The following is a 15,618-nucleotide window of genomic DNA, read 5'->3' on the forward strand; positions in this document are numbered from 1 at the left end:
ATTTTTATTCTGTTAATTTAAAAATTCTGCAAATTCTGATTCAGACAAAAAGCTCCGTATATCCGTCACCTTCCCTGTAATGGCACTTGCTGCCGCGGTTAGCGGGCTGGCCAGGAAGGTGCGGGAGTTAGGTCCCTGTCTTCCTTCGAAGTTACGGTTAGATGTGGATACGCAGTATTTACCTGCCGGGATCTTGTCCTCATTCATACCCAGGCATGCGCTGCAGCCTGGTTCGCGAAGCGGGAAGCCGGCGGCATCAAATATTTTGTCAAGTCCTTCGCGGATGGCTTGTTCCTGTACCTGTTTTGAGCCGGGGACTACCCATACGGTAACGTTATCTGCTTTGTGTTTGCCTTTTACAAATTCGGCCACCTGGCGCAGGTCTTCAATGCGCGAGTTGGTGCAGCTGCCGATGAAAACGTAATCAATAGGTTTACCCAATAATTGTTCATCATCATGCAGCCCCATGTATTCAAGGGCTTTTTTGTACGATCCCTGTTCTTTTGCTTCAAACGAAGCAGTTTCGGGAACGTGTTGTGTTACGCCAATGCCCATGCCGGGGTTTGTTCCGTAGGTAATCATTGGCTCAATATCTTCGGCTTTAAAGGATAATACTTCATCAAAGGCTGCATCCGCATCTGAGTATAAAGTTTTCCAGTAAGCTACTGCTTTGTCCCACTCTTCGCCTTTAGGGGCAAATTCGCGGCCCTTTACATATTCAATTGTGGTGTCATCGGGGGCTATCAATCCGCAACGGGCACCCATTTCGATGCTCATGTTACAGATGGTCATACGGCCTTCCATGCTTAAAGCGCGGATGGTATCGCCTGCATACTCCACTGCATAACCTGTACCGCCGGCGGCCGAGATTTTGGAGATGATATACAGGATAATATCTTTGGCGCCAACACCTTTTTGCAGCTTGCCGTTTACTTCAATTTTCATGCGTTTTGGGCGCGATTGCAGTAAACACTGGGTGGCCATTACCTGCTCAACCTGTGAGGTGCCTATACCAAACGCTATGGCACCAAAGGCGCCGTGTGTTGAAGTATGGCTATCGCCGCAAACATAAGTACCACCGGGACGGGTGATGCCCAGCTCGGGCCCTATTACGTGCACTATCCCCTGAAAAGGGTGACCTAAACCATAAAGCTCGATACCAAACTCTTTGCAGTTTTTGGTGAGCATATCAACCTGGTAACGGGAAAGTTCTTCTTTTATGGGGAGGTGCTGATTAATTGTAGGAACGTTATGATCAGCAGTGGCCACTGTTTGTTTTGGCCTGAAAACAGGTAAACCCCTGGTGCGCAAACCATCAAATGCCTGCGGACTGGTTACCTCGTGAATGAAGTGTGTGTCGATGTATAAAATATCCGGAAAACCCTCGTTGCTACTGACGACGTGCGCATCCCATATTTTATCAAATAATGTTTGTCCCATGGTGTTATAGTATCAAGTAGTAAGTATCAAGTATCAAGACCGCTGCGTAAGCTGTCAGCTTGATTTTGATACGGCATATAGTATCGAGTAGTAAGTATCAAGTGTCAAGACAGGTACACGAGAGTCGTTGAGTTGATTTTGACACAGTACTGGTATTATAGCAAGTAGTTAGTACCAGTTTCAAATCAAAAATCTTACTACTTGATACTAACTACTTACTACTAAACCTACGCTTCTACAACCTGGTTTTCAGGGCGTAAGCTGCGTACAGTTTTACCGGCAAGCCATAATTCGCTTTCGCGTAATTCTTTCAGCTCGGCGTCTAATTTTTCGCGGTAATCCGGCTGGCTGTTCAAATCAATTGAACGTTGTGATTCTTTGCCGGTTGCAACGCTTTTGTATAATTCTTCAAATACCGGTTTAGTGGCATCACGGAATTTTTTCCACCAATCTAAAGCACCACGTTGTGCTGTAGTTGAGCAATTGGCATACATCCAATCCATACCATTTTCTGCAACTAATGGCATTAATGATTGGGTTAACTCTTCAACAGTTTCGTTGAAAGCCTCAGATGGTGAGTGACCATTTGCACGCAATACATCGTACTGAGCGGCAAAAATACCCTGGATACAGCCCATCAGCGTACCACGCTCGCCGGTTAAATCGCTGTATACTTCTTTCTTGAAGTTGGTTTCAAATAAGTAACCGCTGCCTACAGCAATACCTAATGAAATTACACGATCAAACGCTTTGCCTGTAGCATCCTGGAAAATAGCGTAGCTTGAGTTCAAGCCACGGCCCTGCAGGAACATACGGCGTAATGAAGTACCCGAACCTTTAGGGGCAACCAAAAATACGTCAACATCTGCAGGCGGAACGATGCCTGTCTGCTCGTTAAAAGTGATACCAAAACCGTGAGAGAAGTATAATGCTTTACCCGGAGTAAGGTGTTTTTTTACGGTTGGCCATAAAGCAATTTGTGCAGCATCGCTTAGTAAGTAGCAAATTACTGTTCCTCTTTGCAAAGCTTCTTCAATTTCAAAAAGGGTTTCGCCCGGTACAAAGCCATCGCTTACAGCTTTATCCCATGTTTTTGTGCCTTTACGCTGACCAACAATAACATTGATGCCATTGTCTTTTTGGTTAAGCGCCTGACCCGGACCTTGAACGCCATAGCCAATTACTGCTACAACTTCATCTTTTAGTACTTCCTGAGCTTTTGATAAAGGGAACTCATCGCGGGTAACCACATTTTCTTCGGTACCGCCGAAATTTAATTTTGCCATTGTTTTATTGTTTGTTTTTTGGGATTTCACCGTTTTATAGGTGATTTCACCGATTTTGATTTTATAATTATTTTAGGTTATCTAATTTAACCGTCATTGCGAGGCACGAAGCAATCCCCGATTAGCATATCCGCCCTGTATAGTTCGGGATTGCTTCGTGCCTCGCAATGACGTTTTTGGGTGGCCGACCTTTCGCCTTTCAGCTTTAGCCTTTCACCTCCTCTTTACATCGTAAATACTTTTTGTCCCTGGTTTAAATATTCGTTCTCAATAACGTCTTCGCCCGGTTCAAGGCGCTCAAACTCGCGCAATTTACGGTTAAATCCGTCACTATCTTTAATAATTGCAACACGGGCGCTGCGCACAAACTCAATCAGGCCGTAAGGCTGCAAAATACTGATCAGGTTATCGGTTTCCTCGCGGTGGCCGGTAGTTTCAAACACGGTGTAATCTTTACGGATCACAACCGCACGGGCACCATTTTCGCGCAATAAACGCTCAACACTTACCTTCTCGGCAATTACATCTGTCGATACTTTATATAACGCCATTTCCTGCCAAATCACATCTTCGTTGGTATGGTAGTATACTTTTAATACCTCTACCTGTTTTTCAATCTGGCGGGTAAGTTTGCGTACCACATCTTCCGATTCGGTGATCACAATATTGAAACGGTGAATATGCTCTATCTCTGATGGAGACGTATTCAAACTATCAATATTAATTTTACGGCGTGTAAATATAATAGCTATCCGGTTTAATAAACCAATCTGGTTTTCCGTATAAACCGTGATATTAAATTCCTGTTTTTCTGTATCCTGGGTCATGATTTTAATTTTCAAGTCCTCTCCTTTGGAGAGGATTTAGGTGAGGCTTCGTTTATTTTAACCTGATTTCGCTTACACTGCAACCTTGCGGTACCATCGGGAATACGTTATTCTCTTTGGTAACCATTACTTCTAAAAGGAACGATCCTTTGTTGCTCAGCATTTCATTTAATGCCGATGGAAGATCCTTACGGTCATCAATACACTTGCCGGGGATGCGGTATGCTGCTGCCAGCGCCACAAAATCCGGGCTTTGAATATCAACAAACGAGTAACGGCGCGAGTTAAATAATTCCTGCCATTGCCTTACCATACCCAGGAAGCGGTTGTTCAGGATGATAATTTTTACATCGATACCGCTTTGCATGATCGTACCTAATTCCTGGCAGGTCATCTGGAAACCGCCGTCGCCGATGATAGCTACCACAGTGCGGTGCTGCGCGCCAAATTTAGCACCGATGGCTGCCGGCAAGGCAAAGCCCATAGTACCTAAACCGCCACTGGTAACGTTGCTACGGGTGTTGTTAAATTGGGCATAACGACAGGCCACCATCTGGTGCTGACCTACGTCGGTTACTATTACTGCTTCGCCTTTGGTAATTTCGTTAAGTTGTTTAATTACTTCGCCCATCGTCATTTCAACTGTAGTCGGGTTAAGTTCTTTTTCAATTACCTGCTCCACTTCCTGGCGGGTGTATTCATTGAATTTAGCAAGCCATTCGGTATGCTGTTTTTCATCTACCAAGGCGGTAAGCAACGGCAACGTTTCTTTACAATCGCCCCAAACAGGTACGGTCGATTTTACGTTTTTGTCAATCTCGGCCGGATCAATATCCAGGTGGATAACCTTTGCCTGTTTGGCATATTTATCAAGGCGGCCGGTTACACGGTCGTCAAAACGCATACCTATGGCAATTAACACATCGCATTCGTTGGTTAATACGTTTGGCCCGTAGTTGCCGTGCATGCCCAGCATACCCACATTTAAAGGGTGATCTGTTGGGATAGCGCCTGCACCTAAAACAGTCCATGCTGCCGGAATCCCGCTTTTTTCAACAAAAGCTTTAAATTCCTGCTCGGCACTGCCCAAAATTACGCCCTGGCCAAAAAGGATAAATGGTTTTTTTGCTTCGTTAATTAAAGCGGCAGCTTCCTGTATATACTGCGGCCTAACTATTGGCTTTGGCCTGTAACTGCGGATATGATTGCAGGGTGTATAACCTTTATAGTTAAACAGCTGGATCTGCGCGTTTTTTGTAATATCAATCAATACTGGTCCAGGGCGGCCGCTTCTGGCAATGTAAAATGCCTTGGCAATCACTTCAGGGATCTCGTTGGCATCTGTTACCTGGTAATTCCATTTGGTTACCGGGGTAGTAATGTTAATTACATCGGTTTCCTGGAAAGCATCGGTACCTAAAAGATGCGCGAAAACCTGGCCGGTGATACATACCAATGGTGTGCTATCAATTTGCGCATCAGCCAGGCCTGTTACCAGGTTAGTTGCACCAGGGCCACTGGTTGCAAACACAACACCCACTTTACCGGACGTACGCGCATAACCCTGCCCCGCATGGATACCACCCTGCTCATGGCGGACCAGGATATGGTTCAGCTTATCATTGTAATCAAACAAAGCATCATAAATGGGCATAATTGCACCACCCGGATAACCGAAGATGGTATCAACACCTTCAACAATCAATGCCTCCAATAATGCTACCGATCCTGAAACTTCAACTACAGGTGTTTTTGCGGCTTCTTCTGCTGTTTCACCTATTTCCTGAACTATTGTCTGCGTCTCCATATTTTTTGACCTCTATCCCCCCTAAAAGGGGAGTGTTAAGTGTATATTTTAATTATTTATCTTTTTCCCTTGCTCCTGTTCCCCCTTCAGGGGGTTAGGGGGCTACTACATTTCGTCTGTTACGCAACCTTCAGCAGCCGAGCTAACTGTTTTGGCGTAACGGTATAATAAACCTTTGGTTGCTTTTAAAGCGGGCTGTTTCCAGGCGGCTTTACGTGCTGCCATTTCTTCGTCTGATAGTATTACATTGATGGTATTTGTTGTTGCATCAATAATAATTTTATCATCGTCGTTAATTAAGCCAATGGCGCCCCCGTCAAAGGCTTCGGGGGTGATGTGGCCTACCACAAAACCGTGTGTACCGCCGCTAAAGCGTCCGTCGGTAATCAATGCTACTGAGCTGCCTAAACCAGCACCAAAAATGGCCGATGTTGGCTTAAGCATTTCGGGCATACCCGGGGCGCCTTTAGGGCCTACGTTGCGGATAACCACCACATCACCTTTTTTGACTCGGCCGCTCTGGATGCCGGCAATCAGTTCAAACTCGCCATCAAACACGCGGGCAGGGCCTTCAAAATGAGTACCTTCTTTACCGGTAATTTTGGCTACGCTACCACCTTCGGCAATATTGCCGTAAAGTATCTGCAAGTGACCGGTAGCTTTAACAGGCTTTTCAACCGGCCATATAATTTTTTGTGTATCAAACTCCAGTTCGGGTACATCTGCTAAGTTTTCGGTAATTGTTTTACCGGTAACGGTAAGGCAATCGCCATGTAACCAGCCTTGGGCCAAACAATACTTCATTACAGCCGGAACGCCGCCAATGTTGTGTAAATCCTCCATCATGTATTTACCGCTTGGTTTCATATCGGCCAATACCGGGATGCGGTTACTTACCGATTGGAAATCGTCCTGGGTTAATTTAACATCAACACTTTTGGCCATCGCAATCAGGTGCAATACTGCATTGGTTGAGCCGCCCAATACCATAATAATCACCATAGCATTTTCAAATGCCTCGCGGGTCATGATGTCTGATGGTTTGATGTCTTTCTCTAACAATATTTTGATAGCCTTTCCTGCTGCCAGGCACTCGGCTTTTTTCTCTTCGCTTAGCGCCGGGTTTGATGATGAATAAGGCAAACTCATGCCTAAAGCTTCAATAGCTGCGGCCATCGTATTAGCTGTATAAATACCACCGCATGCGCCCGCGCTTGGGCAGGCATTTTTAATGATGCCCATAAAATCAACATCTTCAATAGTACCGGCCATCCTTTTACCTAAAGCCTCAAATGCCGATACAATGTTCAGGTCTTCACCTTTCCAATGCCCCGGTTTAATAGTACCACCGTATACCATAATTGACGGACGGTTTAAACGCCCCATGGCCATAATAGAACCGGGCATGTTTTTATCGCAACCAGGCAAAGTAATTAAGCCATCATAATATTGGGCACCTGTAACAGCTTCAATCGAGTCGGCAATAATATCGCGGCTCACTAAAGAATAACGCATACCTTCGGTACCGTTGCTCATGCCATCACTTACGCCAATGGTATGAAATATCAGGCCTACCATATCCTCATCCCAGATACCTTGTTTAACTATCTTAGCCAAATCGTTCAGGTGCATGTTACAAGTGTTACCATCGTAACCCATACTTGCCACACCAACCTGGGCTTTGCGCATATCATCGTCTGTTAAACCAATACCATAAAGCATGGCCTGTGCAGCCGGCTGTGTTGGATCCTGGGTAAAAGTTTTGCTATACTTATTCAATTCTATAGCCGCCGTGGTATCTGATGATGAACTCATTTTATTTTTTTAGTAGACTAACTTTATAAATTATTCTTGTTGTTGACCAGGTTTATTTGATTGCTTGAATCAATAAACGTAAGGTAGATATAGCAACCGCGAATAACAATAGTCAGGATTTATTTTTTCAAAAAGTATAATATATCTTGATATCATACTTTAACAATATAAAATTACGTATTTATAATATTTAAAGGAACATAATTTTTAACAAAATAGACCAAAGTTCAAAACGGTATTCGGTACATATTTTATGCATGCATAGTAAATTGCCGATTTTCTTCCTAAAATGGGGTTGGTGGCTAAAAAAGTTTGTTAAATGTGCAGATTCCAGATGTGCAGATATGCAGATGATGATACTGCATTATTTTTTGAATTTGCCATTTGACATAAATATTTCTGCCTTTTTACTCCCTATAATTCATTCTCTAAAAACCCTATTAAAAAAACATTCAAAAAAAAACGTCCGGGTGCTATACCCGGACGTTTTTTCTGAAAAATAAGGGTATAGTTTATTTATGCAGAATTCCTTCGGCTAAAATAATGACCTTATTGTTTAATGCTTCAACTACGCCGCCTTTGATAAAAAACACTTCTTCTTTACCGGCGTTGCCTCCACGTACAACCAGCTTACCATCCTGTAAGGTTGATATGATAGGCGCGTGGTGGTTTAATATCTCAAATAATCCCAAAGTACCAGGTACGGTAACCGATGTGGCTTCGCCCTCGTAGATCTTTTTATCGGGAGTAAGAATTTCTAAAGTCATTTCTTTATAGTATCAAGTAGTTAGTATCAAGTATCAAGTACATTTATGAAGATCAAGTAGCAAGATTAAAATAAGTCTTGCTACTTGATACTATATACTTGCTACTAATTATTAGCTTCTGCCAATAATTTTTTACCTTTTTCAATGGCATCTTCAATGCTTCCAACCAAGTTGAATGCACCTTCAGGGTACTCATCAACTTCGCCATCCATGATCATGTTGAAACCTTTGATGGTGTCTTTAATGTCAACCAATACACCTTTTAAACCGGTGAACTGCTCGGCAACGTGGAATGGCTGAGAAAGGAAACGCTGAACACGACGGGCGCGTGATACAACCAGTTTATCTTCTTCAGATAACTCGTCCATACCTAAGATGGCGATGATATCCTGAAGTTCTTTGTAACGTTGTAAAGTTTCTTTAACACGTTGAGCGGTATTGTAATGCTCGTCGCCCAAAATAGCCGGGCTTAAGATACGTGATGTAGAATCCAAAGGATCCACAGCGGGGTAAATACCAAGCTCTGCAATTTTACGTGAAAGTACGGTTGTAGCATCCAGGTGGGCAAATGTTGTTGCCGGTGCAGGGTCGGTCAAGTCATCCGCAGGTACATAAACGGCCTGTACAGATGTGATTGAACCACGTTTGGTTGAAGTAATACGCTCTTGCATGGTACCCATCTCTGTTGCCAGTGTTGGCTGGTAACCTACCGCAGATGGCATACGGCCCAATAACGCCGATACTTCGGAACCTGCTTGTGTAAAGCGGAAAATGTTGTCGATAAAGAAAAGGATATCGCGGCCTTTACCATCCTCATCACCATCGCGGAAATACTCGGCAATGGTTAAGCCCGATAAAGCTACACGTGCACGTGCACCAGGAGGCTCGTTCATTTGACCGAACACGAAGGTTGCTTTTGAATCTTTCATCATTTCGGTATCTACTTTAGATAGATCCCAGCCACCTTCTTCCATTGAATGCATAAATGCATCACCATATTTTATAATGCCTGCTTCAAGCATCTCGCGCAAAAGGTCATTACCTTCACGTGTACGCTCGCCAACACCTGCAAATACAGATAAACCTGCATAAGCTTTCGCGATGTTGTTGATAAGCTCCTGAATTAATACTGTTTTACCTACACCGGCACCACCAAACAAACCAATTTTACCACCTTTTACATAAGGCTCCAGCAAATCGATTACTTTGATACCTGTAAACAATACTTCAGTTTCGGTAGACAAGTCTTCGAAACGCGGAGGAGTATTGTGAATAGGGCGGCCATTGGTTTTGTCAAGATCGGGTATACCATCGATAGCATCGCCTACTACGTTAAATACACGGCCTTTAATATTTTCTCCAATTGGCATTTTGATAGCCGATTCCAAATCCAAAACTTTCATGCCACGTAGCAATCCGTCTGTTGAATCCATCGCAATCGCGCGTACGCGATCTTCACCTAAATGCTGCTGAACTTCTAAAATGATTTTTTGGCCATTATCTTTCGTGATCTCTAACGCGTCATAAATTTTAGGGAGATGAGCGTCATCAGCGAAACTTACGTCAACTACCGGACCGATGATCCGTGATATTTTTCCAATGTTTGGCATATATAACCTGGTGTTTAAGAATTTTCCTTTTTAATAGTATCCTGCTTGTAAAATATAAGATGCTATTTCAGAGGCGCAAAGATAAAGTTTCTATCCCAATTTTAAAATAGAAAGTCAACATTTAGAAACTGATTTTTAAGTGGCATAGCTAAATAAAAAAAATCCCGCCGAATAATCGCCCAAATATTCGTCGTATTACGCAACAAAACAAATAATTGCCTCGTAAAAATAACTCCTAATTAAAAATATATACTATTAATTACCAAAAACAAATTATGCGCTTAATACACGTCCTGCTTATTACTACACTGCTGTTTTTTTCGGCATGCCGGCTTGAAACTTCCATCAACCCCGAAAAACAAATTAATACCCCGGTTAACACAAGTGTTGGCTTTTACACCCGGTATATCGCCATCGGGGATTCACAAACTGCCGGTTACGCCAATGATGGCTTATATAACTGGGCAATTTACAACTCTTTCCCCAATATTTTTGCAGGCAGCCTGGAAGGCGCGGGTTTAAAAGCATTTAATCAGCCGCTGTTTAGCATTGCGCAAATGAACGGCACCGGCTTTATGGAGCTAAAAGGAACCGACGCCAACGGCCAGCCCCTGATTGTAAGAGATACCTTAAAAACTGCTATTCGCGAAAGCATCAATATAAGTGGTTCGGGCACCATACAATTGCTAAGCAAGTTCAGCGGCGATAATGACAATTTTGGCGTTGCCGGACTAAAAGTGGCCGATGTAACCAATACACAAGCCGGAAACACCAACAGGTATTTTGAAAGATTGCTGCCACTTAACGCCCCGGCGAATAATACCAGCTATGTTGATTTTGTTACGAGCAAACCATTTGGCTTTTTCACCCTTAATTTGGGTATCAACGATGTTTTTGGTTACGCGGCAGGCGGCGGAGTAAATCTGAATTCCCTTACCGACAAAACAATATTTAACGCCGCTTATGCAGCACTGGTCAATAAATTAACAGGCAACGGTGCAAAAGGTGTACTAACTACCATTCCTGACGTAAGCACCCTGCCATTTTTTACAACCAACAGGCTTACCGATATATTAAACAAGGCAAAACTTATTAACCCTGCATTTGATAAATTATATATTGAAGCAAAACAAAGTACAGATGCCGGCCAGGATGATCATGAAACGCGCACAGCTACTGCGGCAGACCTATTATTGTTAAGCCTTAATGTTGCCCAGATAGGCAAACCGGTGCAAACACAACATGGGGTTCAATATTATGGGCTATCACTTTACGCGCCTATTGAAAACAAATGGGTGCTTGACGCTAACGAAATAGCTATTATTGAAGATTATACCAATGCCTATAACAAGTATATTAAAGCCACCGCGCTAAGTAAATCGATGGCATTATTTGATGCCTTTACTTTTTTTTACAATGTTAAAGGTGGCATGGTTATACAAGGAATACCTGTTTCATCAAATTATTTAACCGGTGGTTTATTTTCTTTAGATGGCGTGCATTTAAGCCCGCGCGGCAACGCCGTTTTGGCCAATATGTATGTTGCGGTTACCAACGCAAAGTATGGCACGGCTTTAAAAGAAGCCAAACTATCAGATTACAGCGCCAACTGATCGCCAAAGTCAAGCACTATTTTGCCAATATGCCCACAGCTTTCCATAAGTTGGTGGGCTTTTGCGGCTTCGGCAATAGGGAAAACAGCATTTACAATGGGTTTGATTTGGCCGGATGCCAACAGTGGCCAAATAACCGTTTTTAATTTGTGTGCAATAGCACCTTTAAATTCTACCTCGCGCGAGCGCAGCGCAGAGCCGGTAATAGTCAATCTCTTTCGCATCACCTGTGCCAAATCAATTTGAACATTATTGCCGTTCATGGTGTTAATAAGCACCAACCGGCCCTCAACAGCCAGCGATTTAATATTGCCCGCGGTATAATCGCCCCCTATCATATCCAGTATCACATCAACGCCCTTGCCTGCGGTTACATCATTAATAACGTCTGCAAAGTTTTCTGTTTTATAGTTAATTGCCTTTGCCGCACCCAAAGCCTCGCAAAACCGACATTTATCTTCCGATCCTGCTGTTACATAAACCGTATGCCCCAACGCTTTGGCCATTTGTATAGCGGCAACGCCAATACCACTTGAGCCCCCATGAACCAGTAATGTTTCGCCGTCCTTTAAACCTGCACGATCAAACACATTGCTCCAAACGGTAAAAAACGTTTCGGGCAACGAGGCTGCTTCTGTAAATGAAAGATTTTCGGGTATCGGCAGACATTGTTCTTCGGGAGCATTACAATATTCGGCATAACCGCCGCCTGAAACCAGGGCGCAAACTTTATCGCCAACCATCAGATGGGTTACCGTTGTACCAATAGCCACAACGATACCGGCAATTTCTAAGCCCGGGATATCCTGTGGTGCGCCGGCGGGAGGCGGATAATTACCCTTGCGCTGAAAAACATCCGGCCGGTTAATACCCGCGGCCATAACCTTAACTAATACTTCGTTATCGGCATAAGCTGGCTGGGGCCGTTCCTGTACCTGTAAAACCGATGGTTCGCCGGGGCGGGTTATAATAACTGCTTTCATTTTGATGAAATGATGTATTCCTGTTTTAGTCTTAAGTGCTAAGTCTGAAGCCTGAAGCCAAAAGTGATAATTCACATGGAAAATTCAATACTTCGGACTTGCGACTTAGTTCTTAAGACTTAGACTCAAAGATAACTTTAATCAATGCAGGAATGTTTAATAAAAAAATGGCGTTAAAAGGTATTAATCGCACACTTAACCGTCATATTGTTGCAATCAGAAAAAATTCGTGATGTTGTTGTACCTTTTCATGCTGATAAAAAATTAAATTTGCAGCTGCAAACAATCATTCTTTTGGACAGAAAACTGATAATAGGAACACGTGGCAGCGAATTGGCGCTGTGGCAGGCCAATTTTGTAAAAGATAGCCTTGCTGCCATCAACATTACCGCCGAGTTAAAGATCATTAAAACACAGGGCGACCGTATCCTCAACCTCAGCTTTGATAAGCTGGAAGGCAAAGGTTTTTTCACCAAAGAATTAGAAGAAGAATTATTAGCCGGCACTATTGACCTTGCGGTACATTCGCATAAAGATTTGCCGACCGAAAACCCTCCGGGACTCATCATCGCAGCAGTTTCAGAACGGGAAGATCCATCTGAACTGTTGCTGATATTGAAAGATTGTGTAGATGTGCATCAAAAGCTATCTGTTAAATACGGAGCTATTGTTGGCACATCATCAAACAGGCGCAAGGCCCAGTTACTGGCCTACCGCCCCGACCTGGAGATAGAAGAATTACGTGGCAACGTACCTACCCGCATAGGTAAACTACGCGATGAAAAGTATGATGCCATTATGCTGGCCAAGGCCGGTGTAAGCCGCTTGAATATCGATTTAAGCGAATTTCACGTAGAGGAATTAACCCCTGCCGAGCTGATCCCTGCACCTGCACAGGGCGCTTTGGCCATACAGATACGTGAAGCCGACCAGGAACTTTTTGAAGCCCTGCAAGCACTGCACCACCCGGATGTAGCCGAGGAATTGGCTGTTGAACGTACCGTATTAAAGCTGTTTGGCGGTGGCTGTCACCTGCCCCTGGGCTGCTATTGCCGCAAGGAGGATGACGTGTACCAGGTATTTACCTCAAAAGCCGATGAAGGTGATGAATTCCCGGATAGGGTATTCCTGAAATCGGATACAACTGATGGCCTTGCCCAAAAGGTTGTCGCCATGTTTGATACCAACCGTAAACTGGCCCAAAGCGTATTTATCACCCGCGATCTTTCCGAGCAAAGCTATTTCCGCAAGGCGATGGAAAAACATGGCATTAATATAGATGCCCGTTCGCTTATCCGCACCGTACCTGTTATCAATAAGCTTGATCCTTATATTTTAAGAGATATCAACTGGATATTTTTCAGCAGTAAAAATGCGGTAGAGTATTTCTTTGCGCTGAAACCGCAGCTGTCTAATAAAGTAAAATTTGGTGTAATGGGCTCAGGATCTGAAGATACCTTGCGCCGTAACGGCCACTTTGCAGCCTACGTTGGCGAAAGCGGCGATACAGCCGAAGTTGCGGCTGATTTTGCAACATTAGCCAACGGCACTAAAGTATTGTTTCCCGGCGCCGAAGGTTCTTTACGCAGCATACAACAAGGCTTATCCGCCGAAACCAAAATAATCGATCTTACTGTTTACGAAACTGTAATTGAAGAGCAGGTAGAAGGGACCGGTGCTGATGTACTGGTTTTTACCAGCCCATCTAACGTAGAGGCCTATTTCCAGGATAACCTGTTAGAGCCCAACCAGCAGGTAATAGCCATTGGTAAATCAACTGGCAAAAAATTCGACGAAATGGGCACCAGGTACACATTACCCTTTTCGCCCGACGAAGTAGGCTTAGCCGAAGCCGTTTTTGGAACAACCTGTTTAACCAACAGGTGTTAAAAGCTTAATATGTTTCACTGGCAATGTAGGTAGTGTCATGTCAGGCATGAATTGACAAATGGTATTGCAGCAGCAACTTTAAGTTTATATCGGAAGAATACGAAAAACGCAAAAAATCATGGTTAACACATGTCAACCATGATTTTTTGTTAAAATACTAATTATAAGCTATTTAAGTCAAAATAAATCAAAATTATGTTAACCTTTGTTAACCATGTTTGCTTACACTCCCGCTCATTTTAATAGTATGTTTTCATTGTCAATTTATACATGACACAACACTAATGTGTTTAAACACACCGCCGTGAAGCCGGAGCAGAATTTCCGGCTACTAACACCATTGTCATGATCAATTTATGGGTTTCCATTGCTTATCAAACAGTTAGATGGGATGAAGCCCTGAATATTTTGTTTGTATTATACAATTCTGTAAAATCATCCTTACGCCATAAATTACCTTTAATAGGTTTAGAGGGGCCATAATTGTTTGGGTTTATATAACTTTGCGTGCCTCCGGCCATAAAGGCAATTCCCGGAAACCGGAGCATTAACTATAACATGTTACAACGACCACGTAGAAACCGTAAGAGTGAAATAATCCGCCAAATGGTGCAGGAAACGCATATAAGTGCGGCCAATTTGATATTCCCCCTGTTTATTATTGATGGCGAGAATCAGAAAAGCGAAGTATCATCTATGCCGGGTATTTACCGGTATTCTGTAGATAATTTATTGCGCGAAATTGAAAGCTGCATGAAGCTGGGTTTAAAATCATTTGATTTGTTCCCCAATATTGACGAAGCCCTGAAGGATACCATGGCGACCGAAAGCTACCGCGAAGAAAGCTTGTACCTGCGCGCTATCCGCGAGGTAAAAAAGAACTTTCCCGAGGCATGCGTTGTTACCGATGTAGCGATGGATCCTTATAGCAGCGATGGCCATGATGGCATTGTTAAAAACGGCGAAATATTGAATGACGAAACGCTGGAAGTTTTAGGTAAAATGGCGCTGGCACACGCACAATGCGGTGCCGATATTATTGCCCCATCAGACATGATGGATGGCCGTGTAGGATATATCAGAAATGTGTTGGACCAAAATGGCTTTACCAACGTTTCTATCATGTCGTACTCGGCCAAGTATGCAAGCGCTTTTTATGGTCCGTTCAGAGATGCCTTAAATTCGGCGCCCAAGTTTGGTGATAAAAAAACTTACCAGATGAACCCGGCCAACCAGCGCGAGGCATTGATAGAGGCTAACTTAGACGAGTTGGAAGGAGCCGACTTTTTAATGGTAAAACCGGCCCTGCCCTACCTGGATGTGATAAAACTAATAAAAGATAATACCGAACTACCCGTAGCCGCTTACAATGTAAGCGGCGAATACGCCATGATAAAAGCCGCTGTGCAACGCGGCTGGCTCAACGAGCAGCGCGCCATAACCGAGGTGCTTACCAGCATCCGCCGGGCAGGTGCCACAGCTATATTGACATATCATGCCAAGGAAGTTTTGGAGAATAAATGGCTTTAAAATAAGTCAAAATTCAAAAGTCAAAATTCAAAACAAACGCTGAATTTTTG

General features: G+C 43.5%; 11 protein-coding genes. 3 read left to right on the forward strand and 8 right to left on the reverse strand.

Translation table 11 applies throughout. From position 1 onward, the window contains the following. Window positions 1-12: 12 nt before the first annotated feature. The 7 genes from leuC to atpD all read right to left on the reverse strand — a co-directional run bounded on the left by leuC (window position 13) and on the right by atpD (window position 9,552). The gene (leuC, locus tag ACFGVS_RS14435) at window positions 13-1,440 is read right to left on the reverse strand and encodes a 3-isopropylmalate dehydratase large subunit (protein WP_439699130.1); all 1,428 of its coding nucleotides are present in this window, start codon (window positions 1,438-1,440) and stop codon (window positions 13-15) included. 227 nt (window positions 1,441-1,667) lie between these two features. Next, window positions 1,668-2,726: a ketol-acid reductoisomerase gene (gene ilvC, locus ACFGVS_RS14440; protein ID WP_090644004.1), complete on the reverse strand. Its 1,059-nt coding sequence runs from the start codon at window positions 2,724-2,726 to the stop codon at window positions 1,668-1,670. 224 nt (window positions 2,727-2,950) lie between these two features. Next, window positions 2,951-3,553 carry an acetolactate synthase small subunit gene (ilvN, locus tag ACFGVS_RS14445; RefSeq protein WP_090643201.1) on the reverse strand — a complete coding sequence of 201 codons (603 nt, stop codon included), beginning with the start codon at window positions 3,551-3,553 and terminating at the stop codon, window positions 2,951-2,953. A gap of 52 nt (window positions 3,554-3,605) precedes the next feature. Beyond that, a complete protein-coding gene (gene ilvB / locus ACFGVS_RS14450; protein ID WP_439699131.1) occupies window positions 3,606-5,360 on the reverse strand; it encodes a biosynthetic-type acetolactate synthase large subunit in 1,755 nt (584 codons plus the stop codon). 105 nt (window positions 5,361-5,465) lie between these two features. Beyond that, the gene (gene ilvD, locus ACFGVS_RS14455; protein WP_439699132.1) at window positions 5,466-7,175 is read right to left on the reverse strand and encodes a dihydroxy-acid dehydratase; all 1,710 of its coding nucleotides are present in this window, start codon (window positions 7,173-7,175) and stop codon (window positions 5,466-5,468) included. 512 nt (window positions 7,176-7,687) lie between these two features. Further along, window positions 7,688-7,942, reverse strand: a complete 255-nt coding sequence (atpC, locus tag ACFGVS_RS14460; RefSeq protein WP_090643187.1) for an ATP synthase F1 subunit epsilon — start codon at window positions 7,940-7,942, stop codon at window positions 7,688-7,690. A 104-nt stretch (window positions 7,943-8,046) separates the two neighbouring features. Further along, window positions 8,047-9,552, reverse strand: a complete 1,506-nt coding sequence (atpD, locus tag ACFGVS_RS14465) for a F0F1 ATP synthase subunit beta (RefSeq protein ID WP_090643183.1) — start codon at window positions 9,550-9,552, stop codon at window positions 8,047-8,049. A gap of 275 nt (window positions 9,553-9,827) precedes the next feature. On the opposite strand from atpD, the gene ACFGVS_RS14470 reads away from it, so the two are divergent. Further along, window positions 9,828-11,165 (forward strand): SGNH/GDSL hydrolase family protein, encoded by a 1,338-nt coding sequence (locus ACFGVS_RS14470; protein ID WP_439699133.1) that lies wholly within the window; start codon window positions 9,828-9,830, stop codon window positions 11,163-11,165. Here ACFGVS_RS14470 and ACFGVS_RS14475 read toward each other — a convergent pair. Then, the gene (locus ACFGVS_RS14475; protein WP_439699134.1) at window positions 11,150-12,148 is read right to left on the reverse strand and encodes an NAD(P)H-quinone oxidoreductase; all 999 of its coding nucleotides are present in this window, start codon (window positions 12,146-12,148) and stop codon (window positions 11,150-11,152) included. The genes ACFGVS_RS14470 and ACFGVS_RS14475 overlap by 16 nt on opposite strands. Before the next feature lie 294 nt (window positions 12,149-12,442). Here ACFGVS_RS14475 and hemC point away from each other — a divergent pair, with 294 nt between their 5' ends. Both hemC and hemB read left to right on the forward strand, forming a co-directional pair. Further along, a complete protein-coding gene (gene hemC / locus ACFGVS_RS14480) occupies window positions 12,443-14,038 on the forward strand; it encodes a hydroxymethylbilane synthase (RefSeq protein ID WP_439699249.1) in 1,596 nt (531 codons plus the stop codon). A 558-nt stretch (window positions 14,039-14,596) separates the two neighbouring features. Continuing rightward, window positions 14,597-15,568, forward strand: coding sequence for a porphobilinogen synthase (hemB, locus tag ACFGVS_RS14485; protein WP_439699135.1), 972 nt, complete (start codon window positions 14,597-14,599; stop codon window positions 15,566-15,568). Window positions 15,569-15,618 lie beyond the last annotated feature (50 nt).

Origin of the sequence: Mucilaginibacter sediminis (assembly GCF_051903035.1) — a bacterium.
Taxonomy (GTDB): Bacteria; Bacteroidota; Bacteroidia; order Sphingobacteriales; family Sphingobacteriaceae; genus Mucilaginibacter.

What these genes read in the sequence shown, in the direction of transcription:
- leuC (WP_439699130.1), bottom strand. Translation starts at nt 1,440, where the DNA reads ATGGGACAAACATTATTTGATAAAATATGGGATGCGCACGTCGTCAGT.
- ilvC (WP_090644004.1), bottom strand. Translation starts at nt 2,726, where the DNA reads ATGGCAAAATTAAATTTCGGCGGTACCGAAGAAAATGTGGTTACCCGC.
- ilvN (WP_090643201.1), bottom strand. Translation starts at nt 3,553, where the DNA reads ATGACCCAGGATACAGAAAAACAGGAATTTAATATCACGGTTTATACG.
- ilvB (WP_439699131.1), bottom strand. Translation starts at nt 5,360, where the DNA reads ATGGAGACGCAGACAATAGTTCAGGAAATAGGTGAAACAGCAGAAGAA.
- ilvD (WP_439699132.1), bottom strand. Translation starts at nt 7,175, where the DNA reads ATGAGTTCATCATCAGATACCACGGCGGCTATAGAATTGAATAAGTAT.
- atpC (WP_090643187.1), bottom strand. Translation starts at nt 7,942, where the DNA reads ATGACTTTAGAAATTCTTACTCCCGATAAAAAGATCTACGAGGGCGAA.
- atpD (WP_090643183.1), bottom strand. Translation starts at nt 9,552, where the DNA reads ATGCCAAACATTGGAAAAATATCACGGATCATCGGTCCGGTAGTTGAC.
- ACFGVS_RS14470 (WP_439699133.1), top strand. Translation starts at nt 9,828, where the DNA reads ATGCGCTTAATACACGTCCTGCTTATTACTACACTGCTGTTTTTTTCG.
- ACFGVS_RS14475 (WP_439699134.1), bottom strand. Translation starts at nt 12,148, where the DNA reads ATGAAAGCAGTTATTATAACCCGCCCCGGCGAACCATCGGTTTTACAG.
- hemB (WP_439699135.1), top strand. Translation starts at nt 14,597, where the DNA reads ATGTTACAACGACCACGTAGAAACCGTAAGAGTGAAATAATCCGCCAA.